Genomic DNA, 26,435 nt, shown 5'->3' on the forward strand with positions numbered 1-26,435 from the left:
CTAGCCGAATACGCCGATCAGCATTCGGATGGCGGTCAGGCCGAGGAAAATGGCAAAGCTGCGCTTGACCCATTCGGTCGAGATCCGGTGCGACAGGGCTGCTCCGACCGGGGCGAAGGCAACCGTGAACGGCAGGATCAGCAGCGCGGCCGGCAGATTGACATAGCCAAGCGACCCCCATGGGCGATCCGGCACGGACCACCCCGCCCAGACGAAGCCCAGCACGGCCGGCACCGCGATCAGCACGCCAAAGGCGGCGGCCGTTCCAACGGCGCGCCGGATGTCGACGCCGAACCCGACCAGCGTCGGTACCCCGAGGGTCCCGCCGCCAATCCCCATCAGCGCCGACAACAGCCCCGTGGCCCATGCGATGATGCCGTTGACGACCCGGCTTTCCGGCAGGCGGTCACGCCAGACCAGCGTCGTCTTCCACGCCATGTTGGCCGCGACGATCAGGGCGATACCTCCGAAGATGCCGCGCAGGACATCGGCGTTGACGAACTTGGCCACCACGCCCCCGCACAGCGCGCCCAGCACGATCCCGGGCGCCCAGAGCCGCAGCAGACCCTTGTCCAGCGATCCGCGTTTGCGGTGGGATCGGGCGGACGACAGGGAGGTGAACACGATGGTTGCCAGCGAGGTCGCGACCGCCATGTGCATCGACAGCTCGGACGGGAATTGCGTCAGGGACAGCAGCCAGAACAGCACCGGCACGAGGACGATACCGCCCCCGACGCCCAGAAGCCCGGCAAGGATACCGGCAAAGATGGCGGTGGCGATCAACCCTGCGATCAGCGCGGCGATCTGGATCAAGGACAGGGCCTCCATCGTCAGACGCTCAACGCGGCGCCGTCGGCGCGGGGGTCGGTGGCCGTTTCGACCAGACCATCGGGATGACGCACCAAGGCGCCTGCGTGTCCGGTAAGGTCACTGAAGTCGGGCAACATCTCGACCTCGTGCCCCGCAGCTTTCAGCGCCGCCACCACCGCGGGGTCGAACCGGCTTTCCAGCTTGAGTGAGGTCGTGTCGTCCCCCCATGTCTTGCCCAACAGCCACCGGGGCGCCGTGATCGCCTGTTGCAGGTCCATGCCGAACTGGACGTGGCGGGTAAAGACCGCCGCCTGGGTCTGTGGCTGTCCCTCGCCGCCCATCGTGCCGTAGGCCATGACGCGGCCATCATCGAGGCGCGCCAGCGCGGGGTTCAGGGTGTGGAACGGCCGGCGTCCGGGCCCGAGCTGATTTGGTCCCGGTGTCAGCGAAAAGCCCGCGCCCCGGTTCTGGAAGAACACGCCCGTATCCGGACATGTCAGGCCGGAACCGAACTCCCAGAAAACGCTTTGGATGAAGCTGACGACGGTGCCGTCGCTGTCGGATGCGCCCATCCAGATGGTATCCCCCGCCTTCGGGTCGTAGGGCCAATCCAGCGCCCGCTTGGGGTCGATCCGCGCGGCCATGCCGTCCAGCACATCATCCAGAAGCCAGTCCTGCGCGCGCGGGTCCATGTGGTCCGGGTCGCCAAGATCGGCGTTGCGCCGAATGAACGCCTGTTTCGTCGCCTCGATCAGGCCATGCAGGTGATCGAACCCCTCGCCCTCGGTCACGCCCAGGCGGTCGAAGATGCCAAGGATCCCGAGAGAGGAGACCCCCTGCGTCGGCGCGATCATGTTGAAGAGCTGCCCGTGCGAGGTTCGCAGGGTCAGGGGTGTGACCTGCTGCGCCGCGTAGGCGGCAAAGTCCGAGGCGCGCAGGGGGCTGCCGTTCGCCTCGAGGAAGGCGCCATGCGTCCGTGCAAGGGGGCCGTCATAGTAGCTGCGCAATCCGTTGTCGGCGAGATGCTGCAACGTCGAGGCCAAGGCCGCCTGCACGAGCCGCGCGCCGGGTTTGGGCACCTCGCCATCGATCAGGTAGGTCTCGGCAAAGCCCGGCACGTCGCGCAGACCGGGCAGCTTGTCTGCCGTGCAGGCCGACTGGTTGCCGGTCACGGCAATGCCGTCGCGGGCGTGGCCGATGGCATCGCGCAGCAGATCCGCCAATGGCAGGCGACGATCCTCGGGGACCAGCGACAAGGCCGCCTCCCATCCGCCGATGGTGCCGGGCACGGTCAGGGCCGCCAGGCCACCGCGCGCGGGAATGGCCTGCGCATGGCCGCGGTCGCGGTAGAACTCGGGCGTGGCCAGCGCGGCGGCGGGGCCGCAGGCCGAAATGCCCACGGGTGCCTGACCGGGACGATGGATGATCCAGAAGCCGTCCCCGCCGATCCCGTTCATGTGCGGATAGACGACGGCAATGGTCGCGGCGGCGGCGACCATCGCCTCGATCGCGGTGCCACCCGCCGCCAGGACATCGCGCCCCGCCAGCGCCGCCGCCCGGTGGGGGGCCGTGACGCCCCCGTTCAACCCCAGAGAAGATTTCAGCATCTCACCACCCGATTGCTTCGGGCAGCCAAAGGGCCAGACCCGGATAGAAGAAGACAAGCGCCACGCCGACAAGCTGTATGCCGATGAAGGGCAGAACACCGCGATAGATCGCGATCGTCGTGACCGATGGCGGCGCCACCCCCTTGAGGAAGAACAGCGCCCAGCCGAACGGCGGCGTCAGGAAGGACGTCTGCAGGTTCATGCCAACGAGGATCGCCATCCACGCCATGTCCACGCCCGCCTGCTGAAAGATCGGCAGGAACAGCGGAAGGGCGATGTAGGAGATCTCGATCCATTCGAGAAAGAAGCCCAGCACGAAGAGGATCGCCATCAGGAACAGGATCTGACCCTCCAGCCCGCCGGGGACGAGGGAGAAGGCGTCCTGCACGATCCGCTCACCACCCAGCCCCCGGAAGGCGAGGCCGAATGGCTGTGCGAAGATCAGGATCAGGAACACCATCGCGCTGCTGACGAAGGCCCCGCGCGTGGCGGATCGCAGGACCGCGAAGTTGAGCCGCCCGGCGGCCAGCGCAAGCACGATGCTGCCCAGTGCGCCCATCGAGGCAGCTTCGGTCGGGGCCGCGACGCCGCCGATGATCGATCCGAGGACAAGAAAGATCAGCGCGATCGGCGGCAAAACGACCTTGATCAGCTTCTTCGCCAGTTCCGGCCCCGATGTCAGCGCCCGCTCATCCGCCGGGATTGCCGGGACAAGGTGCGGCTTGAGAACCCCGAGGGTCAGGATGTAGCCCACGAACAGAAGCGCCAGCATCAGGCCGGGGATCAAGGCCGCGGCAAACAGGGTGCCGACGGATTCGCCCATGATGTCGGCCAGCAGGATCAGGACGAGGCTGGGCGGGATGATCTGACCCAGCGTGCCGGACGCGCAGATGACGCCCGATGCAACGCCCGCGTCATAACCGCGGTTCAGGATCGGCCCCAGCGCGATCAGGCCCATCGTGACCACCGTTGCCCCGACGACGCCCGACGCCGCCCCCATCAGGACGCCGACAAGGATGATGGCCAGCGCCATGCCGCCGCGAATGCCCCCCATCGCCAGACCTATGACCTCGATCAGGTCTTCGGCTATTCGCGATTTTTCCAGCATGATGCCCATGAAGATGAACAACGGCAGGGCAAGCAGCGTGTAATTCGTCACCACCCCGAAGACCCGCGCCGGCAGCAGCGAGAAGAGCATCGGGCCAAAGCCGAAGTATCCGAATATCAGGCCGGTCGCGCCAAGGCACACGGCCACGGGAATGCCGACCAGCAGCATGCCGAAGAACGCGCCGATCATGCAGAGCGCGAGTATCTCGGTAAAAGGCACGGGCGTGTCTTTCTATTCAGTTGGGGAGCGGGAGGGGTCGACCAGCCGGGTGAGGGCCGCGCCGAGCATCGCCACGGCCTGAACCGCCAGAAGGGCGAAGGCCACGGGCAGGACCGCCTTGAGCAGATAGCGATTGGGCAGGCCGCCGGGGTCCGGCGAGCCTTCGTTGATGCTGTAGCTGCTTTGCACGTATGCGAGGCTGAGCCATCCGATGACCATGGCCACCCCGAACAACAGCAGCGTGGACACCACATCCACGAGAGCCTGCCCCCGAGGTGGCAGCTTTTCGTAGAAGATATCGACGCGCACCTCGCCACCCTGGTTCAGGCCATAGGACATGCCCATCAGGGCCGCGGCGGCCATCAGGTGCCATTCCGTCTCTTGCAGGGCGACGCTGCCGATACCGGCAAGGTAGCGCCCGAGGACGTTGAAGCTGACCACCGCGACAAGGGCGAGGCCCAACCACGCGCTGAGGTTGCCGATGTGGCGCACGAGGCTGGAAGCCCCGTGTGCCGATATGTTCATCACGCGCAGCATTGCAGATCAGGTCGGCAGGGCGAACAGCGGCTTTTCGGAGATTTCCGCCCAAGCCTGATGTTCCGCCTTGAAGGCCATGAAGGCGTCGTGAACCTTGCGCGTGGCCGGATCGGCGGCGGCGCCTTCCTCGAGCACGCGGTCGGTCACGGCCTTGAGTTCGGCGATCACATCCTCGGGCAGGACGTTGGCGATCACGCCCTCGTTCTCGATCAGATCCTTCAGTGCTGCGGAGTTGTTCGCCTCCGACCAGGTATAGCTTTCGACGTTGCAGGCCATTGCGGCGGCTTCGACGATGGCTTGCAGGTCCGCCGGCAGACTGTCCCATGCGGCCTTGCCGATCAGCAGCTCCGTGGTGTTGGACGGCTCGTGCCAGCCGGTGGTGTAGTAGTACTTGGCCGCGTTCTGAAGCCCGAGGCGACGGTCCTGGTAGGGGCCGACGAATTCGGCGGCGTCGATGACACCCCGTTCCAGCGCCGGGAAGATTTCCCCGCCGGGCAGAAGGGTCACATCGACACCCAGTTCCGCATAGACCTTGCCCGCAAGGCCGGGGATCCGCATCTTCAGACCGTCGAAATCCGCGACGCTCTCGATCGGCTCGCGGAACCAGCCGGTCATCTGCACGCCGGTGTTGCCCATCGGCAGGGCCTTCATGCCCAGCGGTGCATAGAGTTCATCCCACAGGGCCATGCCGCCACCATGGTAGAGCCACGCGTTCATGCCCGCGAAGTTCAGGCCAAAGGGCACGGTGGTGAAATACTGGGCTGCGGGGATGCGACCGGCCCAGAAATAGGCATTGGCGGCGTTCATCTGCACCGCGCCGCTGCGCACGGCATCGAACCCTTCGAGCGCGGGGATCAGCTCGCCAGCCGCGAAATGCTGAATGTTGAGACGGCCATCCGACATCGCGGCGACCTTGGCGCAGAAGTCCGTCGGGCTGCCCGGGCCTTCGACGTAGAACGGGGATCCCGGCCCATAGGCGTTGGTCATGGTCCAGTTGAAGGTCGACTGCGCGCGGGCAATCGACGGAGCAGCAAGCGGGGCCGCAGTGAGGGTCGCGCCGGCGGCGAGGAATTTACGTCGGTCCATACTACGTTCGTCCTTTGGCTTGGGGTGTCACTGGCCACAGCAGTCGGACCTGTTGCACGAACAGGCAATCGACGCCCCCCGTCTTCGCCCATGGACGCCGTCATTTTGTATACAATTTATCCTAGAAAGTCGTTTTTGCATACAAATTGCGCGGCGCGCGGATGAGGCGCGGGCGCCGACATGGGCCGATTGCGATTCTCATGGGGTGGGACGGCGCGCCTTGCCGGGACGGAGGGCGCGCCGGATTCGCGGTCAAACCGCGAGCCGGCCCGGCATCCGGGACGGCCAGACACGCACGGTCAGCCGGTCAGCTTGATGCCCGCATGAACCGCGTCATGATCCGACAGGGGGCGATCATCTGCGTCCAACGCGGGCAAGATGCCCGTTGACGTGCAGGTGACACCACGCCCGCAGATCCAGTCCAGCTTCATCTTGCGGGACGGGTGACGCGTGATGAGGCTGGGACGTGTCGTCATCCCGTCCGCCGTGAACGACCAGTCGTAGCCCCGCGCCTCTGCATTCGCGAAAAGGACCTCGCCGCGCCAGTCGAAATCCGGCGGCATGTGGTTGCCGGTGTTCAGGTCCCCGCCGATGACGACGGGCAATCCGGGGGCAAAGGCATCGACCTGCGCCATCAACAGGTCGAACTGCCTTGCCCGATGCGGGCTGTCGGCATTGCTTTCGAGATGGGTCGAGACCACGCATATCGGCCCCTGCCCCGTCGGAACCACCGCTGCGATGGCATTGCGCCCGCCGACACGGGGCTGGCCCGCGTCACCGCCCGCGTCGGGCGTAAACCAGTGGCCATGATCATCAAGCCGGAACATCGCGACCCTGTCGAACGGGACGGCGCTGAGGATCGCATTGCCGTGCCAGCCGAGCGCGTTGAACGCATCGTCGCAGAACGGGCGCTCCGTCTCACCACCAAGGTCCATCTCGAAGAACTCGACCCCGAAGGCGTAGACCATGCCAAGCGCCTGCGCCATGTCGGCTGCGGTATGCCGCTGCTTGGTGCGGGCCATGCCGTGATCCATTTCGGACAGCAGAAGGATCTGCGGGGCAATGTCCGACAGGTGCGCGGCGCTGTCCTCGGGGAAAAGACAGCGTTCGAGGTTCCACGCAAGGACGCGAAACGCGGCGGGCAATTCCCGCGCCCGGGCCTGTCCACCACATTGGACGGCGTTCATCGCAGGCAGGCTTGCGAGGATGCTGCGATGCGCCTCGCTGGTGCGGGGCGCGGCAAGGATTCGGTCGCGGTCCGCCGGGCTGACGGGTTGCAGCTCCTCCACAATGGTCATCACAACCGCTTTCCGCTTGTCGCATCGAACAGACAGATGGCACCGGGCTTGACCGACAGACGCTGTGCCCCCGGGGCCGCGACGACGTCGTTGTTGACGTGGACGGTCACGGTTTCGGACCCGAGCGTTCCGTGCAGCAGGCGGTGCGCGCCAAGCTCCTCGATGATCTGGATATCGAAGGACAGGGGGCCTGCGGGATCGAGGATGAAATCCTCGGGCCGGATGCCCGCCGTCACCGGACCCTGATGCTGCGCGGGGCCGAGCGTCTGTTCGCCCAGCATGATCTGTCCATCGACGCCGATGGCGGGCATCAGGTTCATGGGCGGCGCCCCCATGAAAGACGCTACGAAGGTCGATGCCGGGTTGTGATAGACCTCTGCGGGTGATCCGATCTGTTCGATCCGGCCTGCATTCATGACGATGATGCGGTCGGCCATTGTCATGGCCTCGACCTGATCGTGGGTCACGTAGATGGAGGTCACGCCCAGGCGGCGCTGCAGGGCCTTGATCTCGATCCGCATCTGGTTGCGCAGTTTCGCGTCGAGGTTCGACAAGGGTTCGTCGAACAGGAACAGCGCGGGGTCCCGCACGATGGCGCGCCCCATGGCGACACGCTGCCGCTGCCCGCCCGAAAGCTGACTGGGTTTGCGGTCGAGGTAGTCATCGAGGTTCAGCAAATTCGCCGCCTCGACGACCTTCTGCGCGATGACGTCCTTCGGGGTGCCCCGGTTCTTCAGGCCATACCCGATGTTCTTGCGCACCGTCATATGCGGGTAAAGCGCGTAATTCTGGAACACCATCGCGATGTCCCGATCGGCCGGATCGGCGTCATTCACGACGCGACCCGCGATCTGCAACTCGCCGGACGTAATCTCCTCCAGCCCTGCGACCATCCGCAGAAGCGTGGACTTGCCGCATCCCGACGGGCCGACGAGAACCGTGAACTCCCCCTCTTCGATCGCAAAGCTGGTGGGGTGGAGCGCCTCGAACCCGTTGGGATACGTCTTGCCGATATTGTTTAGTTGAACCTGTGCCATGTTTTTTGCCTATTTATCGGATTCGGTCAGGCCCTTGACGAACCAACTCTGGAAAAAGACCACCACGAGAACGGGGGGGATGACCGCCACGAGGGCGAGGACGTTGGAGCGCCCGAACTCCGGCACGACAGCGCCTTCGAGAACCTGGACGATCTGCTTGATGCCCCGCACCAGCGTGTACATGTCTTCGTCGGTCGTGATCATCGTGGGCCAGAGGTATTGGTTCCAGCCATAGACGAACATGATGATGAACATCGCCGCGATCATCGTCTGGCTGAGCGGGACAAGGATATCGATGAAGAATTTGACCGGCCCCGCACCATCGATGCGCGCCGCCTCGACCAGTTCTTCGGGGACGGCGCGGAAGAATTGCCGAAAGAAGAACGTCGCCGTGGCCGATGCGATCAGCGGAATGATCAACCCCTGATAGGTGTTCAGCATGCCCAGCCACTGCACCACCTCGTAGGATGGCAGGATGCGCACTTCGAGCGGCAAAAGCAGCGTCGTGAAGATGAGCCAGAATGCGAAGCTGGCAAAGCGCAGGCGGAAATAGACGATCGCATAGGCCGCCAGCATACCGATGACGATCTTGCCCAGCGCGAAACCGATCCCGAGGATGAAGCTGTTCCTGAGCATCGACAGGCCCGTGTTCTCACCCGAAAAGCCCGATGCCTCGAACATCGCCTTGCGGAAATTGTCATCCAGCTGATCGCCGACCGTCAGGGACGGACCCGTGCGGATGATCTCGGTGTCCGGCAGCGTCGTCATCTGCAACAGCACCAGCAGCGGGACGATCATGAACAGGCTGCCCAGGATCAGGACGGCGTGGTCGACCACGGTCGACAGTTTGGGTTTGCGCATGCGTCCAGCCCTCATGTGTAGTGTATCCGTCGTTCGATCAGCCGGAACTGGAAGATCGTCAGCGCCAGCACGAGCACCATCAGGATGACGGATTGCGCGGATGATCCGCCCAGGTCATTGCCGCGGAACCCGTCGACATAGACCTTGTAGACAAGCGTCATCGGGTTGTTCCCCGGCTCGCCCTTCACGACGGTGTCGACGATGCCGAAGGTTTCGAACAGCGAATAGGTGATGTTGATGATCAGCAGGAAGAACCCGGTAGGTGCCAGCAGCGGGAAGGTCACATCCCAGAACCGGCCCGAGGCCGAGCGGTTGTCGATCAGGGCCGCCTCGCGGACGGACCGCGGAATGGATTGCAGGCCCGAGAGAAAGAAGATGAAGTTCACCGGCACCTGTTTCCAGACCGATGCGAGGATCATCGCAAAGGCGGTGTCGTTGAAGTTCACGCCGACCATGTAGGTATGGCCGAAATAGCCGAAGAAATCGGTCAGGGGCCCCCAGCTCTGGTTGAACATGATGACGGCGATGAAGCCTGCCACCGGTGGGGCGACCGCGTAGACCCACATCAGCAGGGTCCGGTAGGTCCGCGCGCCGCGCAGCACCTTGTCCGCCTTTACCGCCAGGACCAGCGCTATCGCGAGCGAGAAGAACGTCACGAGCACCGAGAACACCACGGTGAACGAGGCGACCCTGCGGTATTCCCGACTGGACAGAAGATCGACGTAGTTCTGCAACCCTACGAAGGTGGAGCCGAAACCGAAGGGGTCCTGCAGGTAGAAGGATGACTGCAGGGCCACGACCGTGGGCCAGTAAAAAAATACGGCGATGATCACGAGCTGCGGCAGCAGCAGGAGCACCGGCAGGGAGACGGTGGTGAATCCGGCTCGTTTCATTGAGCTTCCTTTTGGCAAGAAAGAGCGGCCGCCCATGTGGCGGCCGCTCTGGTATTGCAGGGTAGGGTCGTGTCAGCCTTGGGTCTTGCCGAATCGGGCCAGCAGCTGGTTGGCTTCTTCCTCGATGTTCGTGAAGGCGTCTTCGACCGAAGTTTCACCCGTCAGGATGCGGCCATACTCGCGGTTCATCACGTCACGGATCTGCACGTAGAAGCCCATGCGGTAACCGCGCGTGTTCTCGCCTGCGTCGAGCGACAGCTGCTTGATGCCGACTTCGGCTGCGGGCTGCTCCTCGTAGTAGCCTTCGGCCTTGGCCATCTCGTAGGCGGCTTCGGTGATCGGGACGTAGCCGGTTTCCTTGTGCCAGAAGACTTGCGTCTCGGGCGAGGCAAGATACTCGAAGAACTTCGCGGTCGCGGCGTTCTCCTCTTCGGAGTGGCCGGACATGGCGAACAGGGCCGCACCGCCGATGAAGGTCTGCTTGGGCTCGGTCGTCACGGATTCCCAGTACGGCAGGTAGGTCGCCGAGAAGTCGAAGCCGAGGTCCTTCTGGGACAGGCCGCCGAACGAGCCCGAGGAGCCGAGCCAGATCGCTACCTTGCCCTCTTCGAACGGCGTCTGGTTGTCGCCCCAGCCGGTGCCGTACCATTCGAAATAGCCGTTCTCCTGCCATTCGGTGACAGCCGTGAAGTGGGCCTTGATGGCGTCGTTGTTGACGAGGATCTGCGTGTCCAGACCGTCATACCCGTTCGCATTCGTGGCGAACGGCAGGTCGTGGCGGCTGAAGAAATTCTCGGTGAAGATCCACGGCAGGTGCGACTGGGCCAGCGCGATATAGCCCGCTTCGGCAAGCGCCGGAGCCGTCACGTCCTGGAATTCTTCCCAGGTGGCCGGGGGCGTGACGCCCGCAGCTTCCAACGCGTCCTCATTGTAATACATGATCGGCGAGGAGGAGTTGAACGGCATGCCGATCATCTTGCCGTCGCTGTCGGCGTAGAAATACCGCACGCCCGAGATGTAGTCTTCGATATCGAAGTCGACGCCGTTGTCGGACAGCAGGTCCTGAACCGGGATCGTGGCGCCCCTGGCACCGATCACCGTCGCCGCACCGGCGTCGAAGACCTGCATGATGTTGGGCTGTTCGCCCGCACGGAAGGCCGCGATGCCAGCGGTCAGGGTCTCTTCGTAGGTGCCCTTGAAGACCGGCGTCAGCGCCACTTCGTCCTGCGAGGCGTTGAAGTTCTCGGCGATCTGGTTGACGGTCTCGCCGAGGGCGCCGCCCATGGCGTGCCAGAGTTCAATCTGCGTCTGCGCAGAGGCGGCGGTCGTCAGAGCAAGGGTGACGGCGACACTGCTAAGTGCGATCCGGGACATTCAGGTTCCTTCCGTATTGGTTTGCCAGATGGGCAAAGGACGTGGTCTTGTGCGGAAAGAGACGGACAACGCGCGCCGAACCGGCAGACGATCCGACCGGTCAACGCATGCATGTCAGGCCCCGCCCTACATTTCCGGGCCCGGGATGCATCTGTAAGGCGACTGATAGTTGACAGTTTTACAAAGGTTTTATGACTGGCTGCGCCGCCACGGAACCGATGTGCCGGCTCGGTGTTATGCACTGCGGGTCACCTGTCACCTTGAATCGGCCGTACGTTCTTCGTGGCCATTGGCCCCGCTCGCGGATCTGTGATCGACGCATTGCCGACGACCACTAGACGACCGGTCTAATCCGCTTATCTGGGGGGCATGGAACCGCAGGCAGATACCCGATCACATATCCTCTCAACCGGCCGACGGTTGACGGCACAGCTCGGCTATACCGGTGTCGGTCTGAGCACCCTTCTCAAGGAAGCGGGTGTTCCGAAGGGGTCGTTCTATCACTACTTCGCTTCGAAAGAGGATTACGGCTGTGCGCTGCTCGAGGATTTCGTGACAGGCTACCAGACGCGACTGGATGAAACGCTGTCGCATCCGGACATGGATGCCCGGTCCCGGCTTCTGACCTATTTCGAGGACTGGCGCGGCAAGCAACTTGGCCCGAACCCAGAGGACAGATGCCTCGTCGTCAAACTGTCCGCGGAGGTTGCCGATCTTTCCACGGGGATGAGCAGCATTCTCAAGGCAGGCGTGTCCGACATCATCGCGCGATTGGCCCTGACCCTCGAACAGGGGGCGGTGGATGGGTCGATCCCCGCCGCCATCGATCCAGAGGCCACCGCCGAGAAGATCTACTACCTCTGGCTTGGGGCCAGCCTTGTCGCGAGCCTGTCGCACAGTGCCGCGCCGCTGGATTCCGCAATGAAGGCAACCAAGGCGCTGATCTCTCCGTCCGAGGGAGAGTGGGAACCTTGATCTGCGCCCGACCGTTCACGGCCCACGTGGGGCGGATCGGAATCCCGTCCCTGAACCTTGCAACCCGAAATCGAAGCAGGAGCCTGAAAAATCATGGCACAGTCTGAAACAGTAAACCGCCAGTTCGTGCTGGCGGAACGCCCGAACGGCACCCCGACCAAGGACACCCTGCGCCTGGAGGAAGGACCGGTTCCGACCGCCGGCAAAGGGCAGATGCTCCTGCGGACAGAGCTTCTGTCGCTGGACCCCTACATGCGCGGCCGGATGAGTGACGCGAAATCCTACGCCGCCCCGGTGGAGATCGACGCGGTCATGACAGGCGGAACGGTTGCCCAAGTCGTCACCTCCGACTTGGAGGGCTTTGCGCCCGGCGACTACGTGCTCAGCTTCAATGGCTGGCAGGATTACGCGGTCAGCGATGGCAGCGGCGTCACCAATCTCGGCGCCTCGCCCGCGCATCCGTCTTGGGCGCTGGGGATCATGGGCATGCCCGGTTTCACCGCCTGGGCCGGCCTGACCCAGATCGGCGAGCCCAAGCCCGGCGAAACCATCGTCGTGGCGGCGGCAACCGGTCCTGTTGGCGCAACGGTCGGCCAGATCGGCAAGATCCTCGGCTGCCGGGTCGTCGGCGTGGCGGGTGGCCCCGAAAAATGCGCCTATGCGGTCGACGATCTGGGTTTCGATGCCTGCATCGACCACAAGACGGATGATTTCGCGGATCAGTTGGCCGAGGCCTGCGCCGACGGGATCGACGTCTACTTCGAAAACGTCGGCGGCAAGGTTCTCGATGGTGTGATCCCCCTACTGAACCCCAATGCACGGGTGCCCGTCTGCGGAATCGTATCGCAATACAACGCGACAAGCCTGCCCGAAGGCCCGGACCGGATGAACTGGCTGATGGGGCAGATCCTGCGCAAGAAGATCAAGATGCAGGGCTTCATCATCTTCGACGACTTCCCGCACCTTTATCCGGATTTCACCAGGGAAATGGAGCCCTGGATCGAGAGCGGCCAGATCAAGTACCGCGAAGAGATCATCGATGGCCTCGAAAACGCACTGAACGCGTTCATCGGCCTTTTGAACGGCGAGAATTTCGGCAAGCGCGTCATCCGCGTCGGCTCCAACTGAACGAAGGAAAGAACATGAAAATCCTGATGGTCCTGACATCCCACGACACGCTTGGGGATACTGGCAAGAAAACCGGCTTCTGGCTGGAGGAGTTCGCTGCACCCTACTACGTCTTCAAGGACGCGGGCGCGGAGATCACGCTGGCCTCGCCCAAGGGCGGGCAACCCCCGATCGATCCCTCCAGCGACAGCGCGGACGCGCAGACCGACGATACACGTCGTTTCAAGGACGACGACGCGGCGCAGCGCCAACTGGCGACGACGCACAAGCTGTCGGAGGTCACGACCGACGGTTTCGACGCGATCTTCTATCCCGGCGGTCATGGTCCCTTGTGGGATCTGGCCGAAGATGCGGACAGCAAGCGCCTGATCGAGGCGTTCCACGCCGCCGACCTGCCTGTCGGTGCCGTCTGCCACGCGCCGGCCGTGTTCCGCCACACGCAGGGAACCGACGGCAAACCGCTGGTGTCCGGCCGTCGCGTGACGGGCTTCACGAACACGGAAGAGGACGCTGTCGGCCTGACCGACGTGGTGCCATTCCTTGTCGAGGACATGCTGAAGGCGAATGGCGGCAACTACGAGAAAGGGGCCGACTGGGGCAGCTTCGTGTTGCGGGATGGAAATCTCGTAACCGGGCAGAACCCCGCCTCCTCCGCTGCTGCGGCGCAGGAAATCCTGTCCCTTCTGAAATAGGACCACAGAGCCCCGTCCCCCATTTCGGCCAGGTCGATCTGGTGGGGCGGGGCCCTGCCCCGGAACGCGCCGGGCCGGGTCGAGGGCATCAGGGCGCGCCCACGACCGATTAAAGATCGCGCATCCGTGCGTGTCCGGTAGCCTTTTTCCCCAAGGCTCGCCCGTGGCCCACCCCTCGTCCCTTGCGTGCACCAATTCCTTCGTATCTTTGACATGGCATGGCTCAGACCCTCACCATCGTCGTTGTCGAGGAAGATCGCGATCGGGCAATTGCCGTCGTCGATGCGCTCAAGGATGCCTGCGCATGCGATGTTTTCGTCGTCGGAAATTCCAGCGGATTGGCCCGGAAGATCGCCGCGCATGCCCCGGACGTGGTGTTGATCGACATCGACAACCCCACCCGCGACGTGATGGAGGAGTTGACGCTTGCGTCCGGCCCTCTGGAACGGCCGGTTGCGATGTTCGTCTCTGCGGCGGCCGGTGGCCTTGCGCAGTCCGCAATCGAGGCGGGCGTATCCGCCTATGTCGTGGATGGCCTGTCGCCCACGCGGATCAAACCGGTCATGGATACGGCCATCGCGCGCTTTTCCATGGTGCGCCAGATGCGCAACGAACTGGCGGAAACCCGGCGCGCCCTCGAGGAACGCAAGGTCATCGACCGCGCGAAGGGGTTGATCATGAAAGCCAAGGGCATCGACGAGGATGCCGCCTATGCCCTTTTGCGCAAGACCGCGATGGATCAGGGGCGACGCGTTGCCGATGTGGCAGAGGCGTTGGTCACGGCCTCGGGGCTGTTGGGATGAGCCCGGTGTCCATTCCCGTGGCCTATATGCCGCTGGTCGATGCCGCCCCCCTTATCATCGCGCAGGAAATGGGCTTTGCCGAGGCCGAGGGCATCGCGCTCGACCTGATCCCTGCCCCGTCGTGGTCCTCGGTACGGGACATGCTCGCATTCGGACGGGTCGATGCGGCCCACATGCTGTCCCCCGTGCCGGTCGCCATGGCGATGGGATTGGGCGGCGTGTCGACGGCCCTGTCCGCGGTGTCGGTCCTGTCGGTGAATGGCAACGTCCTCGGCGTCGGCCACGCGCTCGAGGCACGGCTGCGGTCCATCGGGTATGGCTTTGACTTCACGGATCCGGTTTCGGCGGCACAGGCACTGGCGCAGGTGCGCGAGGGCCCGATCGTCTTCGGGGTGCCCTTTCCGTTCTCAATGCACGTCGAACTGCTCCGGTATTGGAGCAGGGCAACCGCGCTTGGGGAAGATGGCATCGTGATCCGCACGGTGCCGCCCCCCCTGATGGCCAGCGCACTGGAGGCGGGCGACGTGGACGCGTTCTGCGTCGGCGAACCCTGGGGGTCGGTCGCGGTCGAGCAGGCGGCAGGTGCGCTCCTGCTGCCGGGCACGGCAATCTGGAGTTTCGCGCCCGAAAAGGTGCTGGCGGTCCGAACCGACTGGGCCGAGACCGAGCCGAACCTGTTGGGCCGTCTGATGCGGGCAACCTGGCGGGCGGGCCGATGGCTGTCCAACCCCGAGGTCCACGCGACCGCAAGCGATCTGCTGGCGCGCAAAGCCTATCTGGACGTATCCCCGGAACTGATCGACCGGGCATTGTCCGGGCATCTGACCGTGTCGGCACGGGGCGAACAGCGACAGGTAGAGGGTTTCGTCGAATTCCACCAAGGCGCGGCCAGCTTTCCGTGGCGCAGTCAGGCAAAGTGGATCGCCGAACGTCTGCGACAGTCACACGGGATCGCGGAAGGCGCGGATTGGCAGGCTGTCGCCCGTGTCTTCCGGTCTGACCTGCACCGCGTGCACCTTGGCCAGACGGGCTGCGATCTGCCGGGCGCATCCGAAAAGGTCGAAGGCGCCATGCCGCATGCAACACCTGTCGCATCGGCGGGTGGGGCGCTGACGCTCCTGCCGAACCGTTTTTTCGACGACTGCATTTTCGACCCGGACGCATCCTGAACGCACAGGAATTGGGCAGGCCCGCACTCCTGCCTCGTTTCTGCGGATGGTCAGCGGAATCCGCTTCACGCAAACGCGACATTGCAGCAACCTCGAATCGAGGTTCGCAATGGCGTGAACCTTACCGAATTTCATCCCGCTGACTGGGACGTTCCGAGCAAGGCCGCTCACTTTCTGCCGAAACAATCGGTGGTCTGTGATCGGCCTTTTTTTCGTTTTTGCCCACCCCGACAGCACCGGTCGGGACCATGGAAAGGACAAACCATGAAGAAATTCCTCCTCGGCCTTGCTGCCACGACGGCCTTGGCCAGCCCGGCCCTCGCCCAGCTTCTGGACCTCGAAAAGGACGAACTGACGTTCGGCTTCATCAAGCTGACGGACATGGCGCCCTTGGCCGTGGCCTACGAACAGGGTTACTTTCTGGACGAAGGCTTGTTCGTCTCACTCGAAGCGCAGGCAAACTGGAAGGTCCTGCTGGACGGGGTCATCGACGGACAGCTCGACGGGGCTCACATGCTGGCGGGGCAACCGCTGGCCGCAACCATCGGCTACGGCACCGAAGCACATATCGTGACGCCATTTTCGATGGACCTGAACGGCAACGGCATCACCGTGTCGAACGAGGTCTGGGACATGATGCGCCCGCACATCCCGTCGATGGACGATGGCCGCCCGCAGCACCCCATTTCGGCCGAAGCGCTGATCCCGGTGATCGAGCAGTTCAACGCTGACGGCAAGCCGTTCAACATGGGCATGGTCTTTCCTGTCTCCACCCACAACTACGAACTGCGCTACTGGCTGGCCGCCGGGGGGATCGAGCCGGGGTATTACAGCCCCGAGAACATCACCGGCCAGATCGGCGCGGATGTCTTCCTGTCGGTGACCCCGCCGCCACAGATGCCCGCGACGATGGAGGCCGGCACGATCAACGGCTACTGCGTGGGCGAACCCTGGAACCAGCAGGCCGTGTTCAAGGGCATCGGCGTGCCGATCATCACCGACTATCAGCTGTGGCGCAACAACCCCGAGAAGGTCTTCGGCCTGACCGCCGAGTTCGTCGAGGAAAACCCCAATACGACGAAGGCATTGACCCGTGCGCTGATCCGCGCCGCCATGTGGCTGGACGAGAACGACAACGCCAACCGCGAAGAGGCGGTCGAGATCCTCAGCCGCGCCGAATACGTCGGCGCCGACTATGACGTCATCGCCAATTCGATGACCGGTACGTTCGAGTTCGAGAAGGGCGACGTCCGTGAAATCCCCGATTTCAATGTCTTCTTCCGCTACAACGCGACCTATCCCTACTACTCCGACGCGATCTGGTACCTGACGCAGATGCGCCGCTGGGGCCAGATTGCGGAACCGCAGTCCGATGAATGGTTCAAGGAAGTCGCCGAAAGCGTCTATCGCCCCGACATCTACCTCGATGCGGCCCGCAGCCTCGTGGACGAGGGCCTCGCCTCCGAGGCGGATTTCCCGTGGGACAGCGACGGCTACAAGGACCCGACGCCTGCCGCCGACATCATCGACGGGATCGCCTACGATGGGCGGACACCGAACGCCTATCTCGAAAGCCTGCCGATCGGTTTGAAAGGCGAACAGATTGTCGTCGGCGGCGAGGTCCAGGGCTAAGCGCCCGCCGCGCGGGCAGACGACTTGCCCGCGCGCATCCCTTCAGGAGATACGCTCATGAGCACGGCAGAACCGAACTTCGCGGCACAGGCCGACCGCGCCGCGCGCCGCGAACGGCGCTTTACCCGCATCAACTCCGCAGACAAGTGGTTCCAGGTCCTCGGCCTGTCCTGGTTGACCCCCGTCCTGCGCGCGGCAGCCGGCGACAACCCCAAGGCACAGGTATCCGAGATCTGGCGCCTGCTCGGTGTTCCGTTGTTGGCTATCGTGGGCTTCCTGACGCTCTGGGGCATGCTGGCCCCGACGGTGCAGACATCGCTCGGGGCGGTTCCCGGACCGGGGCAAGTCTGGACCGAGGCGGTAAACCTGCACGAAGATGCCCAGACCAAGGCCGAAAGCCGCGCCAAGTTCCAAGCGCAGGTCGCAACCCTGAACGAGCGTCGCATCTCGCAGGGCAAGGAGCCGATCGAGCGCACTTATACCGGCGCACCCAGCTATTACGCACAGATCTGGACCTCGATCAAAACGGTGTTCTTCGGCTTTCTGATCGCCAGCGTCGTCGCCATCCCCCTGGGCATCGCGGCAGGCCTGTCGCCTTATGCGAATGCCGCGCTGAACCCCATCATCCAGATCTTCAAACCTGTTTCGCCCCTGGCGTGGCTTCCGATCGTGACGATGATCGTGTCGGCCGTCTACGCGACCAACGATGGCCTGTTTTCCAAGTCGTTCCTGGTGTCCGCGATCACCGTGACGTTGTGTTCGCTGTGGCCCACGCTGATCAACACGGCCCTGGGTGTGGCCAGCATCGACAAGGATCTGGTGAACGTCTCCAAGGTCCTCAAGATGAACACCTATACCAAGATCACCAAGCTGGTCCTGCCCTCGGCGCTTCCGCTCATCTTCACCGGGCTGCGCCTGTCGCTTGGCGTGGGCTGGATGGTCCTGATCGCCGCCGAGATGCTGGCGCAGAACCCCGGCCTTGGAAAGTTCGTCTGGGACGAGTTCCAGAACGGCAGCTCATCCTCGCTGGCCAAGATCATGGTGGCGGTTCTGACCATCGGCATCATCGGCTTCATGCTGGACCGCGTGATGTATGCGCTTCAGTCGCTGTTCACCTTCACGAACAACCGGTGATCGAGATGGGTATTCTGACACTGGACAACGTGACCAAAAGCTTCGGTTCGGGGGTGCATCGCACCGATGTGCTGAAGAACATTCAGCTCGACGTGCAGGAGGGCGAGTTCCTCGTCCTGCTGGGCTTTTCGGGCACCGGCAAGACAACGCTGATCAACCTCATGGCCGGGCTGGATCGCCCGACCACCGGCACGGCGACCTTCAAGGGCGCCCCGATCAAGGAGCCGAGCCCGGAACGCGGCGTGATCTTTCAAAGCTATTCCCTGATGCCTTGGCTGACGGTGAACGGCAACGTGCGGCTGGCCGTGGACACCGTGTTTCCCGACATGTCCGCCAGCGACAAGGATGCGAAGGTCGCACATTACGTCGAGATGGTTGGCCTGTCGCATGCCGCGACACGCCGCCCGGCGGAATTGTCGGGCGGCATGCGCCAACGGGTGAACGTGGCGCGTGCGCTGGCGATGAACCCCGAGATGCTTCTGCTGGATGAACCGCTCTCGGCCCTCGATGCGCTGACCCGTGCCAATCTGGCCGACGAGATCGAGCGGATCTGGCAGGCCGATCAGAAAACCTGCGTGTTGATCACCAATGACGTGGACGAGGCGATCCTTCTGGCCGACCGTATCATCGCATTGAACCCCGACGGCACGCTGGGCGAAGAATTCCGCGTTACCATTCCCCGCCCCCGCGACCGCGTGGCGATGAACACCGACGAGACCTTCAAGAGGCTGCGCGCGGATGTGACGAAGTACCTGATGGATGTCGGGATCGAATCCAAGGTCGAGGGCACGCGCGCCTTGCCGAACGTGACACCCATCCACGGCGTTCCGGCGGTGGTGAAGGATGCGCAGCATGGTCTGATCGACGATCGCTTTCTGGATTTCTCGCAGCTGCACAAGGTCTATCCCACGCCGAAGGGGCCGCTGACGGTGGTCGAGGATTTCGACCTGAAGATCGACCGGGGCGAGTTCATCTCGCTGATCGGCCATTCCGGCTGTGGCAAATCCACCGTCCTGACCATGGCTGCGGGGCTCAACCCGATCTCGAAAGGCGCGATCAAGCTGGACGGTCGCCATGTCGCCGGCGCCGATCCGGAGCGCGCCGTGGTCTTCCAGTCGCCAAACCTGTTTCCGTGGCTGTCGGCGCGCGAAAACTGCGCCATCGGGGTCGACAAGGTCTATCCCCGTGCCAGCCGCGCCGAACGGCAGGACGTGGTCGAATACTACCTCGAACGCGTGGGGCTGGCCGATGCGATGGACAAGCCCGCAAGCGATATGTCGAACGGCATGCAGCAACGCGTCGGCATTGCCCGCGCCTTTGCCCTCTCGCCCAAACTGCTGCTGCTCGACGAACCTTTCGGCATGCTCGACAGCCTGACCCGGTGGGAATTGCAGGAAGTCCTGATGGAGGTGTGGTCGCGCACCAAGGTCACCGCGATCTGCGTCACCCATGATGTCGACGAGGCGATCCTGCTCGCCGACCGCGTGGTCATGATGACCAACGGTCCGCAGGCCACCATCGGCAAGATCGTCGATGTGGACCTGCCTCGCCCGCGCACCCGCAAGGCCCTGCTCGAGCATCCGGACTACTACCACTATCGGCAGGAAGTCCTCGATTTCCTCGAAGAATACGAACACGGCGCGAAACCCAAACCCAAGACGTCGGCGGAGGCACCGCAAAAGCCCTCGGCCGCTGTCGCAGCGGAGTGAACGGGATGAAACAGAAACTGGTAATCGTCGGCGCAGGCATGGCGTCGGGCCGGGTGATAGAACACCTCGTCGAGAACGCGCCGGACGCGTTCGACATCACCCTGTTCAACGCCGAGCCGCGCGGCAACTACAACCGCATCATGCTGTCGCCGGTCTTGTCCGGCGAACAGACCTACGATGACATCGTGACCCATGACGACGCCTGGTACGCCGCGCATGGGGTGACCTGCCGTTTCGGCGAACCGGTCATCGACATCGATGCCGGGGCAAAGGTCGTCGAAGGACAGAACGGTCCCCTGCCCTATGACAAGCTGGTCATCGCCACGGGGTCGGCCCCCTTCATCATTCCGGTGCCGGGCAAGGATCTGCCCGGTGTCATCACCTACCGCGATCTCGACGACACCAACGCCATGATCGAAGCCGCCGACAAGGGCGGCAAGGCCGTCGTCATCGGCGGGGGCCTGTTGGGTCTGGAAGCTGCCGCAGGCCTGGCCGAGCGGGGCATGCAGGTAACGGTCGTCCATCTGATGGGCCACCTGATGGAGCGTCAACTCGACGAGGCCGCCGGCTACCTGTTGCGCAAGGACCTCGAGGGACGCGGGATCACGATCCGCACCCAGGCCTCGACCAAGGCGATCGTCGGCGAAGGTCGGGCCGAGGGGGTTCTTCTGGACGGGGATGAGGTGCTGCCTGCCGATCTGGTCGTGATGGCCGTCGGCATCCGCCCCGAAACACGGCTTGCGCAAAACGCTGGTCTGGACGTCGCGCGCGGCATTACCGTGAACGCGCAGATGCAGACCTCGAACCCGGATGTCTTTGCCGTCGGCGAATGCGTGGAGTTCAACGGCACCCTGTTCGGTCTGGTCGCGCCGCTTTACGATCAGGCAAAGGTGCTGGGGCAGTCCCTGCTCGGGACGCCGGATGCCTTCATCGTCAAGGACACTGCGACCAAGCTCAAGGTCACGGGCTGCAACCTGTTCAGCGCGGGCGACTTCGCCGACGGCGAGGGCCGCGAGGATATCGTCCTGCGCGACCCGGGCAAGGGCATCTACAAGCGCCTCGTGATCGAGGATGACCGCCTGATCGGGGCGGTCATGTATGGCGATACGGCCGACGGCAACTGGTTCTTCCAGCTGATAAAGGACGGCACCGACATCGACGAGATGCGCGAGACGCTGATCTTTGGCCCCGCGTTTCAGGGGGGCGCCTCCGTGGACCCTCTCTCAGCCGTTGCAGCATTGCCGCGTGATGCGGAAATCTGCGGCTGCAACGGCATCTGCAAGGGCACGATCGTCGATGCCATCGACGGCGGCGCCACGGACCTCGGGGCAATCAAGGCGACGACCAAGGCCAGCGCATCCTGCGGCACATGCACCGGGCTGGTCGAACAGCTGTTGCAGGTCACCTTGGGCGACGCGTTCGAGATGCCGACCGTTCAGCCGATCTGCGGCTGTTGCGATCTGACGCATGAAGACGTGCGGCGCCTGATCAAGTCGCAGGAGCTCAAGTCCCAGGAAGCCGTCTGGCAGGAACTTGCGTGGAAAACACGCAACGGCTGTCATGTCTGTCGTCCTGCGGTGAATTTCTATCTGCTGGCGGACTGGCCACTGGAATATCTCGACGATCCCCAGAGCCGCTTCGTCAATGAACGCAAGCACGCCAACATCCAGAAGGACGGCACCTTCAGTGTCGTGCCGCGCATGTGGGGCGGGATCACCAATGCAGACGAACTGCGCGCTATCGCCGATGCCGCCGACAAATATGATGTCCCCACCGTCAAGGTGACCGGCGGCCAGCGGATCGACCTGCTGGGCGTGCGTGGCGCGGATTTGCCTGCGATATGGGCGGACCTGAACAAGGCCGGTCTGGTCTCGGGCCATGCCTACGCAAAGGGGCTGCGCACGGTGAAGACCTGTGTCGGCACCGACCATTGCCGTTTTGGCACACAGGACAGCACCGGCCTTGGCATCAAGCTGGAACAGACGCTGTGGGGGTCCTGGACGCCGCACAAGGTCAAGCTGGCGGTTTCGGGCTGCCCGCGCAACTGCGCGGAAGCAACGTGCAAGGATGTCGGGATCATCTGCGTCGACAGCGGATATCAGATTGGAGTCGCGGGCGCGGCAGGCATGGACCTGAAGGAAACGGAACGGCTGTGCGACGTCGCGACCGAGCAGGAGGCGATCGACGTGACCACCGCCTTCGTTCAGCTGTACCGCGAGAACGCCAAGTATCTGGACAGGCCCTACAAGTGGGTCGCCAAGGTCGGACTCGATTGGGTCAAGGCGCGGGTGGTCGAGGATCTGGATGAGCGCAGACGTCTGATCGAGGCGTTCGAGCTGTCGCAATCGATCTACCGCACGGACCCCTGGGCCGAGCATGCCAGACAGGCCGCGCGATATCAGCCGATGGCTGACCTGACACTGGAGGCCGCGGAATGAACTGGATCGATATCGGCCCGATTGGCGACATCCCCCTGCGCGGGGCGCGGACCATCAAGACCGAAGCAGGCTGCGTTGCGGTGTTCCGCACCGGAACGGACGAGGTATTCGCCGCCACGGACCGCTGCCCGCACAAGGGCGGTCCATTGTCCGAGGGCATCGTCCACGGTCAATCCATCACTTGCCCCCTGCACAACTGGGTGTTCGACCTGAACACCGGGCAGGCGCAGGGCGAGGATGCCGCGATCACGACCTTCGGCGTCAAGATCGAGGACGGCCGGGTCCTGATCGATGCAAGTCAGCTTGCCGCGAAGAGTGCTGCGTGATGGACGGGGCGGATCAGCCGCAAACGCGGTCAACCTGTCCCTATTGCGGGGTCGGGTGCGGGGTCCTTCTGCGCCCGGATGGCGAGGGCGGGCTGGACGTGCGCGGCGATCCCGATCATCCGGCAAACCTTGGGAAACTGTGCTCCAAGGGCGCGGCCCTCGGGGAAACCGTCGGCCTTGAACAGCGGCTGCTGGCCCCGCGCGTCGACGGTCGGGACGTGCCGTGGGATACGGCCCTTCGACATGTCGCCGATCGCTTTTCGGACACCATCGCAGAGCACGGACCGGACAGTGTCGCATTCTATGTCTCGGGTCAGCTGCTGACCGAGGATTATTACGTGGCCAACAAGCTGATGAAGGGATTCATCGGCTCGGCCAATATCGATACCAATTCGCGGCTGTGCATGGCGTCTTCGGTCGCAGGTCACAAACGCGCCTTCGGCACGGACACGGTGCCCGGCACCTATGAGGATCTCGATGAGGCCGACTTGGTCGTGCTGGTGGGGTCGAACCTCGCATGGTGTCATCCGGTTCTGTATCAGCGGCTGCTGCGGGCCCGCAAAGCGCGGGGCACGAGGATCGTCGTCATCGATCCGCGCCGCACCGCCAGCTGCGATGGCGCGGACCTGCATCTGGCGTTGAACCCGGGATCGGATGTGGCGCTGTTCAACCGGTTGTTCGCGGCCCTTCACGCAGGCGGCGCGCTGGACAGATCGTTCATGGAGCAGACGGAAGGGTTCGACGCGGCATTGGCCGCGGCGCTCTCGGACAATTCGGATGCCACCGGCCTGCACGAAGCGGACATTCAGGCATTCTGCGATCTGTGGATGTGCACCGAAAAGGTCGTGACGGTCTTTTCGCAAGGGGTGAACCAGTCCACGTCGGGCACGGACAAGGTGAACGCGATCCTCAATTGCCACCTTGCGACGGGCCGGATCGGCAAGCCGGGCTGCGGGCCCCTTTCCGTGACCGGTCAACCCAACGCGATGGGCGGGCGCGAGGTCGGTGGTCTGGCCAACATGCTGGCCTGCCACCTCGATCTGGAGAACGCGGATCACCGCTCCGCGGTGCGCGATTTCTGGGGGGCGCAATCGGTGCCGGATGCGCCCGGCCTGAAGGCGGTGGACATGTTCCGTGCCGTGGGCGACGGCCGGATCAAGGCCCTGTGGATCATCCACACCAACCCCGCCGTATCGATGCCCGAGGCGGACGCGGTGCGCGATGCCATCGCCGCCTGCCCCTTCACGGTGGTCAGCGACATCACCGACCGCACCGATACCGCGCGGCTGGCCGATGTGCTGCTGCCCGCGACCGCCTGGGCCGAGAAGAACGGAACGGTCACCAATTCGGACCGGACGATCAGCCGCCAGAGACAGGCCCTGCCCGCGCCGGGTCAAACGCGGCCCGACTGGGCCATTCTTGCCGAAGTCGGCCGCCGCATGGGGTTCGACGCGGCATTCAATTATGCCACCGAGGCCGAGATCTTCCGGGAATACGCGGCGCTGTCGGGCATTGCGGGTCTGTTCGGGCGCGATTTCGACATCTCGGGACTGTCGGACATGACCGACACGGAATACGCGGCCCTCGCGCCACAGCGCTGGCCGATCACCGCCGCGCGCCGGGGCGGTCGCTTCTTCGCGGATGGTCGGTTCTTTCATTCGGACGGCAAGGCCCGCATCCTGCCGGTGACATGGCGACCGCCCGCGGCCAGAACCGCGCCGCGTTATCCGTTCCGCCTCAACACCGGGCGTCTGCGCGATCAGTGGCACACCATGACGCGGACGGGTCTGAGCCCGAGGCTTTCGGCGCATATGGCCGAGCCGTTTCTCGATATTCACCCCAAAGACGCCCAAGACCTGAACGTGGAGCCGGCCGATCTGTTGCAGGTGACGAGCCCGAACGGCAAAGCCATTCTGCGCGCACGCATCACGGACAGCGTGCAGCCCGGCCAAGTCTTCGCCCCGATGCACTGGACCGCCGAAACAGCACCCGCCGCGCGGATCGACGCCCTGGTCGCCGCCGCGGTCGACCCGGTTTCGGGACAACCCGAAAGCAAGGCCAGCGTCGTTGCCGTTCGCCGCTATGATGCGGCGTGGCATGGGTTTGCCGTGTCCAGCGGGCCCATGACGCTGAACAGCGACTATTGGGCCTTGGCGCGCACCGATCAGGGCTATCGCGCCGAACTCGCCGGGGCCGCACCTATCGAGGACTGGACGACCGAGGCGAAACGCCTGTTTGGCGCCCCGGATGCGAAAGTATCGTCGATCACCGATGCCAAACGGGGCCTTGCCCGCGTCGTGCTCTATGAAAACGGAACGTTGATCGGGGCCTTGTTCGTCTCGCGCGCGCCCGTGGCCGTCATGCGCGACTACCTGTCCGGCCTGCCCGGCACCGAAGGGGATGATGCGCTGTCCGGGCGCCCCGCCGTCGATGCGCCGAACCCCGGTCCGGTCCTGTGTTCGTGCTTTGGCATCGGCATCAATACCATCGTCGATGCGATCGAAACCAGGGGCCAGATGTCGGTGGACCAGATCGGGGCCGCGTTGGGTGCGGGCACGAACTGCGGCTCCTGCCGCCCGGAGATCGCGGACCTGCTGTTGTCGGCGCGCGCGCGCGAGGCGGCGGAATGACGTTGGCCAACCACGTGCGCACCCTGGGTCGCGGCCCGGGCCGGTCGCGGGACCTGACGCAGGACGAAGCCTTCGATGCGATGTCCCTGATGCTGCGTGACGATACCGCGCCCGAGGCCGTGGGCGCGCTGCTGATGCTATTGCGGATGAAGGGCGAGACCGCGCCGGAAATCGCCGGGCTGGCCGCCGCCGCACAAGCGCAGATACCTGCCCTGCCACAGGTCGATCTGGACTGGCCGACCTATGCGGCGGGCCGGACCCGTGGCGCGCCCTGGTTCCTGTTGTCGGCGAAACTGGTCGCCGCGGCCGGACGCCGCGTTCTGCTGCATGGCTGGAATGGCGCGGACCCCAAGGTGCGCGCCGGATTGCAGCAGGCCGGTATTGCCGTCGCACGCTCCGCTGCCGATGCGGAGCGTCTGCTTGGGCAGGACGGCATTGCCTACATGCCCCTCGAGGTGTTGCACCCTGCCCTGTTTCGCCTGCTTGGCCTGCGCGGCGTTCTGGGCCTGCGATCCTGCGTGAACACGATCTGCCGAATGCTGAACCCCGGCGTTGCGACGGCAAGCGTTCAGGGCGTCTTTCACCCCTCGTATCGCCTTTTGCAGGCCGATGCAGGTGCCTTGCTCGGATGGCGGAACCTGTCGGTCATCAAGGGTGGCGGTGGTGAGTTCGAACGCCATCCCAGCAAGGACATCGCAAGTTTCGGCCTGCGCGACGGCGAGCTTTGGGAACAGAGGTTTCCGGCCGTCGCGGAGGAGACGCGCCGCCTTGCGACCCCCGCTGTTGCCGGGACGGAGCCGGCGCAGCCATGGGATCCGACGGGCCCTTCTGCCTTCGAGACCGAAATCATCACCGGAACGGCGGCCCTCGCGCTCGACACTCTGGGTGCCCGCGACGCCGCAACACTGGCCCGGAACCTCTGGGCGTCCCGCAAGATGCCTGTCCTGACCTGAACAGCCGGCCTGACAA

The 26,435-nt window shown here is 64.2% G+C and carries 22 protein-coding genes; 12 read left to right on the forward strand and 10 right to left on the reverse strand.

Annotated elements, in window-relative coordinates; translation table 11 throughout:
• The 10 genes from V6N07_RS13805 to V6N07_RS13850 form a co-directional block, all read right to left on the reverse strand.
• Nucleotides 1-813: a sulfite exporter TauE/SafE family protein gene (locus tag V6N07_RS13805; protein WP_371156916.1), complete on the reverse strand. Its 813-nt coding sequence runs from the start codon at nucleotides 811-813 to the stop codon at nucleotides 1-3.
• Between the two features lie 17 nt (nucleotides 814-830).
• Nucleotides 831-2,417, reverse strand: a complete 1,587-nt coding sequence (locus V6N07_RS13810; RefSeq protein WP_371156917.1) for a gamma-glutamyltransferase family protein — start codon at nucleotides 2,415-2,417, stop codon at nucleotides 831-833.
• 1 nt (nucleotide 2,418) lies between these two features.
• Entirely contained in the window at nucleotides 2,419-3,744 is a 1,326-nt protein-coding gene (locus V6N07_RS13815; RefSeq protein ID WP_371156918.1) for a TRAP transporter large permease subunit, read from the reverse strand.
• Between the two features lie 12 nt (nucleotides 3,745-3,756).
• A complete protein-coding gene (locus tag V6N07_RS13820) occupies nucleotides 3,757-4,269 on the reverse strand; it encodes a TRAP transporter small permease subunit (RefSeq protein WP_371156919.1) in 513 nt (170 codons plus the stop codon).
• Nucleotides 4,270-4,287: 18 nt separating this feature from the next.
• Nucleotides 4,288-5,367, reverse strand: a complete 1,080-nt coding sequence (locus tag V6N07_RS13825) for a TRAP transporter substrate-binding protein (protein ID WP_371156920.1) — start codon at nucleotides 5,365-5,367, stop codon at nucleotides 4,288-4,290.
• A 299-nt stretch (nucleotides 5,368-5,666) separates the two neighbouring features.
• Complete coding sequence (locus V6N07_RS13830) at nucleotides 5,667-6,665, reverse strand: endonuclease/exonuclease/phosphatase family protein (RefSeq protein WP_371156921.1); 999 nt, start codon at nucleotides 6,663-6,665, stop codon at nucleotides 5,667-5,669.
• Nucleotides 6,665-7,702 carry an ABC transporter ATP-binding protein gene (locus tag V6N07_RS13835; RefSeq protein WP_371156922.1) on the reverse strand — a complete coding sequence of 346 codons (1,038 nt, stop codon included), beginning with the start codon at nucleotides 7,700-7,702 and terminating at the stop codon, nucleotides 6,665-6,667. The genes V6N07_RS13830 and V6N07_RS13835 overlap by 1 nt, the downstream gene beginning before the upstream one ends.
• A 9-nt stretch (nucleotides 7,703-7,711) precedes the next feature.
• Complete coding sequence (locus tag V6N07_RS13840; RefSeq protein ID WP_371156923.1) at nucleotides 7,712-8,563, reverse strand: ABC transporter permease subunit; 852 nt, start codon at nucleotides 8,561-8,563, stop codon at nucleotides 7,712-7,714.
• 11 nt (nucleotides 8,564-8,574) lie between these two features.
• Nucleotides 8,575-9,456, reverse strand: coding sequence for an ABC transporter permease subunit (locus V6N07_RS13845; protein ID WP_371156924.1), 882 nt, complete (start codon nucleotides 9,454-9,456; stop codon nucleotides 8,575-8,577).
• 72 nt (nucleotides 9,457-9,528) lie between these two features.
• Nucleotides 9,529-10,830, reverse strand: coding sequence for an extracellular solute-binding protein (locus V6N07_RS13850; protein ID WP_371156925.1), 1,302 nt, complete (start codon nucleotides 10,828-10,830; stop codon nucleotides 9,529-9,531).
• A 369-nt stretch (nucleotides 10,831-11,199) separates the two neighbouring features.
• Between V6N07_RS13850 and V6N07_RS13855 the strand changes: the two genes are divergently transcribed.
• The 12 genes from V6N07_RS13855 (at nucleotide 11,200) to V6N07_RS13910 (ending at nucleotide 26,419) form a co-directional block, all read left to right on the forward strand.
• Complete coding sequence (locus V6N07_RS13855; RefSeq protein ID WP_371156926.1) at nucleotides 11,200-11,805, forward strand: TetR/AcrR family transcriptional regulator; 606 nt, start codon at nucleotides 11,200-11,202, stop codon at nucleotides 11,803-11,805.
• A gap of 93 nt (nucleotides 11,806-11,898) precedes the next feature.
• Complete coding sequence (locus V6N07_RS13860) at nucleotides 11,899-12,933, forward strand: NADP-dependent oxidoreductase (RefSeq protein ID WP_371156927.1); 1,035 nt, start codon at nucleotides 11,899-11,901, stop codon at nucleotides 12,931-12,933.
• Between the two features lie 14 nt (nucleotides 12,934-12,947).
• Nucleotides 12,948-13,625: a type 1 glutamine amidotransferase domain-containing protein gene (locus V6N07_RS13865; RefSeq protein ID WP_371156928.1), complete on the forward strand. Its 678-nt coding sequence runs from the start codon at nucleotides 12,948-12,950 to the stop codon at nucleotides 13,623-13,625.
• A 218-nt stretch (nucleotides 13,626-13,843) separates the two neighbouring features.
• A complete protein-coding gene (locus V6N07_RS13870) occupies nucleotides 13,844-14,428 on the forward strand; it encodes an ANTAR domain-containing response regulator (protein WP_371156929.1) in 585 nt (194 codons plus the stop codon).
• Nucleotides 14,425-15,597, forward strand: a complete 1,173-nt coding sequence (locus V6N07_RS13875) for an ABC transporter substrate-binding protein (RefSeq protein ID WP_371156930.1) — start codon at nucleotides 14,425-14,427, stop codon at nucleotides 15,595-15,597. The genes V6N07_RS13870 and V6N07_RS13875 overlap by 4 nt, the downstream gene beginning before the upstream one ends.
• A gap of 264 nt (nucleotides 15,598-15,861) precedes the next feature.
• Entirely contained in the window at nucleotides 15,862-17,229 is a 1,368-nt protein-coding gene (locus tag V6N07_RS13880) for a CmpA/NrtA family ABC transporter substrate-binding protein (protein ID WP_371156931.1), read from the forward strand.
• 57 nt (nucleotides 17,230-17,286) lie between these two features.
• Complete coding sequence (locus V6N07_RS13885; protein ID WP_371156932.1) at nucleotides 17,287-18,363, forward strand: ABC transporter permease; 1,077 nt, start codon at nucleotides 17,287-17,289, stop codon at nucleotides 18,361-18,363.
• A 5-nt stretch (nucleotides 18,364-18,368) separates the two neighbouring features.
• On the forward strand, nucleotides 18,369-20,072 hold the full coding sequence (locus V6N07_RS13890; protein ID WP_371156933.1) for an ABC transporter ATP-binding protein: 1,704 nt from the start codon (nucleotides 18,369-18,371) through the stop codon (nucleotides 20,070-20,072).
• 5 nt (nucleotides 20,073-20,077) lie between these two features.
• On the forward strand, nucleotides 20,078-22,510 hold the full coding sequence (nirB, locus tag V6N07_RS13895; RefSeq protein ID WP_371156934.1) for a nitrite reductase large subunit NirB: 2,433 nt from the start codon (nucleotides 20,078-20,080) through the stop codon (nucleotides 22,508-22,510).
• Nucleotides 22,507-22,836 (forward strand): nitrite reductase small subunit NirD, encoded by a 330-nt coding sequence (gene nirD, locus V6N07_RS13900; RefSeq protein WP_371156935.1) that lies wholly within the window; start codon nucleotides 22,507-22,509, stop codon nucleotides 22,834-22,836. The genes nirB and nirD overlap by 4 nt, the downstream gene beginning before the upstream one ends.
• Nucleotides 22,836-25,466, forward strand: a complete 2,631-nt coding sequence (locus V6N07_RS13905) for a molybdopterin-dependent oxidoreductase (protein WP_371157225.1) — start codon at nucleotides 22,836-22,838, stop codon at nucleotides 25,464-25,466. The genes nirD and V6N07_RS13905 overlap by 1 nt, the downstream gene beginning before the upstream one ends.
• Entirely contained in the window at nucleotides 25,463-26,419 is a 957-nt protein-coding gene (locus V6N07_RS13910; RefSeq protein WP_371156936.1) for a glycosyl transferase family protein, read from the forward strand. Before V6N07_RS13905 ends, V6N07_RS13910 begins: the two co-directional genes overlap by 4 nt.
• The last annotated feature ends 16 nt before the right edge of the window (nucleotides 26,420-26,435 follow it).

It is taken from the genome of Jannaschia sp. 2305UL9-9, from assembly GCF_041403465.1.
Taxonomy (GTDB): domain Bacteria; phylum Pseudomonadota; class Alphaproteobacteria; order Rhodobacterales; family Rhodobacteraceae; genus Jannaschia.

Bases quoted from the DNA above. Each gene is read 5' to 3' on its own strand.
- V6N07_RS13810 (WP_371156917.1), bottom strand. From the start codon at position 2,417: ATGCTGAAATCTTCTCTGGGGTTGAACGGGGGCGTCACGGCCCCCCAC.
- V6N07_RS13820 (WP_371156919.1), bottom strand. From the start codon at position 4,269: ATGAACATATCGGCACACGGGGCTTCCAGCCTCGTGCGCCACATCGGC.
- V6N07_RS13825 (WP_371156920.1), bottom strand. From the start codon at position 5,367: ATGGACCGACGTAAATTCCTCGCCGCCGGCGCGACCCTCACTGCGGCC.
- V6N07_RS13830 (WP_371156921.1), bottom strand. From the start codon at position 6,665: ATGACCATTGTGGAGGAGCTGCAACCCGTCAGCCCGGCGGACCGCGAC.
- V6N07_RS13835 (WP_371156922.1), bottom strand. From the start codon at position 7,702: ATGGCACAGGTTCAACTAAACAATATCGGCAAGACGTATCCCAACGGG.
- V6N07_RS13840 (WP_371156923.1), bottom strand. From the start codon at position 8,563: ATGCGCAAACCCAAACTGTCGACCGTGGTCGACCACGCCGTCCTGATC.
- V6N07_RS13845 (WP_371156924.1), bottom strand. From the start codon at position 9,456: ATGAAACGAGCCGGATTCACCACCGTCTCCCTGCCGGTGCTCCTGCTG.
- V6N07_RS13850 (WP_371156925.1), bottom strand. From the start codon at position 10,830: ATGTCCCGGATCGCACTTAGCAGTGTCGCCGTCACCCTTGCTCTGACG.
- V6N07_RS13855 (WP_371156926.1), top strand. From the start codon at position 11,200: ATGGAACCGCAGGCAGATACCCGATCACATATCCTCTCAACCGGCCGA.
- V6N07_RS13860 (WP_371156927.1), top strand. From the start codon at position 11,899: ATGGCACAGTCTGAAACAGTAAACCGCCAGTTCGTGCTGGCGGAACGC.
- V6N07_RS13865 (WP_371156928.1), top strand. From the start codon at position 12,948: ATGAAAATCCTGATGGTCCTGACATCCCACGACACGCTTGGGGATACT.
- V6N07_RS13870 (WP_371156929.1), top strand. From the start codon at position 13,844: ATGGCTCAGACCCTCACCATCGTCGTTGTCGAGGAAGATCGCGATCGG.
- V6N07_RS13875 (WP_371156930.1), top strand. From the start codon at position 14,425: ATGAGCCCGGTGTCCATTCCCGTGGCCTATATGCCGCTGGTCGATGCC.
- V6N07_RS13880 (WP_371156931.1), top strand. From the start codon at position 15,862: ATGAAGAAATTCCTCCTCGGCCTTGCTGCCACGACGGCCTTGGCCAGC.
- V6N07_RS13885 (WP_371156932.1), top strand. From the start codon at position 17,287: ATGAGCACGGCAGAACCGAACTTCGCGGCACAGGCCGACCGCGCCGCG.
- V6N07_RS13890 (WP_371156933.1), top strand. From the start codon at position 18,369: ATGGGTATTCTGACACTGGACAACGTGACCAAAAGCTTCGGTTCGGGG.
- nirB (WP_371156934.1), top strand. From the start codon at position 20,078: ATGAAACAGAAACTGGTAATCGTCGGCGCAGGCATGGCGTCGGGCCGG.
- nirD (WP_371156935.1), top strand. From the start codon at position 22,507: ATGAACTGGATCGATATCGGCCCGATTGGCGACATCCCCCTGCGCGGG.
- V6N07_RS13905 (WP_371157225.1), top strand. From the start codon at position 22,836: ATGGACGGGGCGGATCAGCCGCAAACGCGGTCAACCTGTCCCTATTGC.
- V6N07_RS13910 (WP_371156936.1), top strand. From the start codon at position 25,463: ATGACGTTGGCCAACCACGTGCGCACCCTGGGTCGCGGCCCGGGCCGG.